Below are 2089 nucleotides of genomic sequence, written 5' to 3' on the forward strand. Positions count from 1 at the left end.
AAACGGAAGCATCGCAAGGCCGAAGCCCAGGCGAATCTTCCACAAAGCCCGATGCAGCTCCAACCGCATAACCGCCATCGCCGCAGCCATCCTCACCCTGGAGCGCCCACGCTGAAAATTCTCACTGATCAACAAGCTGAAAGCCTGGCGAGGCATCGCCACCCGCTACGACAAAACCCCGGACAACTACCTCGTCGGCCTCCACCTCCGCGCCGCAATGATCTGGATCGACGACCTCCTCAAACCCACCGAATGATCACGACATCACACAGGCCCTAACCGGCACACATTCAACCACCAAACCAACCTCACCCTCGAGTGCTACCGCCAAAAACACTCAGCCACAGCCGCCAGAGACGACTGGGCCAGAATCAGAGTCAGATGCCCGACGATCTAGTATCCAGCCTTCACCGGGCTGTGGAACTGTGATGGGTGAGGTACAGCGAAGCACTCGGAGAAGGGAACGAGCGCATACCACTCGTGCGACTGGATTACCATGCTCCCTGAGGAAGGCTAAGAAAAGCACTCTATCCCCCTTGGGCTTATTTATCTTATTTCTTAATAGATACCTACCGAATTGCCCTGCACTTGTGCGTGGAGGGTCTTTTATGTCTGGAGACTTATCATGTCATTCCCTATGCTCCCTGACCGCCTACTCGCGGCCTTGCGCGCCGAGGGCGTCAATATTGTTCCCTATGGTGACTGGCGTACCCATGGTCGCAGCACCCACGGTATCGGCTGGGGTCCGATCAATGGCGTGATCATCCACCACACAGCCAGCTCGGGCACCCATTCTTCGGTCGAGCTGTGCGTGGAGGGTTACGTCGGCCTTCCTGGCCCGTTGTGCCATGGTGTGATCGCTAAGGACGGCACCGTCTATTTGATTTCGATCGGACGGGCTAATCATGCTGGGAGTGGCGACGGTGAGGTGCTTGCCGCTGTCATCGACGAGCGGCCGACCCCGCCCCCATCTGGCACCGACTGCGATGGAAATGCCCGCTTCTATGGATTCGAATGTGTGAATCTTGGCAGTGGTAGTGATCCGTGGCCTGAAGTGCAACTCGATGCGATTGAGCGAGTGTCAGCTGCTATCTGCCGCGCGTATGGCTGGTCAGCGGCGTCTGTCATTGGACATAAGGAGTGGACTGATCAGAAGATCGATCCGCACGGCTTTTCCATGCAGGGGATGCGTGAACGTATCGACCGTCGTCTCGCCACTGACGCTGATAAGCCCGTCCGGCAACCCAAGTACGAGCCGTTCCCGGGAGATAGATTCTTTCGTGGCTACCCGCGCAGCCCCATTGTGACGGCGATGGGTAGGCGCCTGGTTGCGGAAGGCTGCTCGGCTTACGTGTCCGGTCCTGGGCCGCAGTTCACTGCAGCCGATATCAAGTCTTACGCGAAGTGGCAACGCAAGCAGGGGTTTACCGGCCGCGACGCAGACGGGTGGCCAGGCCGCGTAACTTGGGATGCGCTCCGTGTTCCTCGAGTCTGCTCCGATTAATGAGCTGTCTCCGAGATGGATCAGGTCACAGAGAAGAACTCCACGCCAACTTGAACCTCGCGGAGGCTCAGAATGCAGGCATAGGCCCTGGGGTTTGAGGTGACTGCTGCAGTGAGGCTCGCGTCTCTTTTGGTGCCGGCCCGATGACGAAGGGCAGTCTCTGACTTGCCCCGGTCCACGGGCGACGGGACTGTGAGTCTCGCCCCCTCGCCCGCATATGGGCGGAGTCCAGGATGATGCGGGTCACGTCGATCAAGCCCGCGTCGTCGAGCTGGTGCACGACCGCCTCGTGCAGTCGACCACACACGTCGGCGCGTGACCAGAACAGGAATCCGGTTTTGGCTCGGGGATGACGTGCTGGCGCTGGCTGCGGGAGTGGGACGAGGCTGGTGTTTGGGGCCGGCTGCGCCTCTGACCGAGTTGTACCAGGCAGGGAAGCTGGACTGGTCGCGGGCGGTGGGGCCTTGACCCCGGAGTTTGAACACGTCTATGCGGCTTGAGTCAGGGTAGTTGCTGCTGGTTGGAAGTCGTTCTCGTAGGCGATCGGGGACCGCTGGCCGAGGCGGGAGTGCCGGCGTCGGGTGT

Annotated in this window: 1 protein-coding gene and 2 pseudogenes; 2 read left to right on the forward strand and 1 reads right to left on the reverse strand. The window is 60.1% G+C overall.

Translation table 11 applies throughout. The features are described from left to right. Window positions 1–625 precede the first annotated feature (625 nt). Complete coding sequence (locus LUZ64_RS36555; RefSeq protein ID WP_095583202.1) at window positions 626–1504, forward strand: peptidoglycan-binding protein; 879 nt, start codon at window positions 626–628, stop codon at window positions 1502–1504. A 164-nt stretch (window positions 1505–1668) separates the two neighbouring features. Here LUZ64_RS36555 and LUZ64_RS36560 read toward each other — a convergent pair. Then, window positions 1669–1835, reverse strand: a pseudogene (locus tag LUZ64_RS36560) (IS5/IS1182 family transposase); the annotation flags it as partial. Here LUZ64_RS36560 and LUZ64_RS36565 point away from each other — a divergent pair. Further along, window positions 1830–1916 (forward strand): annotated as a pseudogene (locus LUZ64_RS36565) (IS5/IS1182 family transposase); the annotation flags it as partial. The pseudogenes LUZ64_RS36560 and LUZ64_RS36565 sit on opposite strands and share 6 nt — an antisense overlap. Between the last annotated feature and the right edge of the window lie 173 nt (window positions 1917–2089).

The organism is Streptomyces albireticuli (genome assembly GCF_021228125.1).
GTDB lineage: Bacteria > Actinomycetota > Actinomycetes > Streptomycetales > Streptomycetaceae > Streptomyces > Streptomyces albireticuli.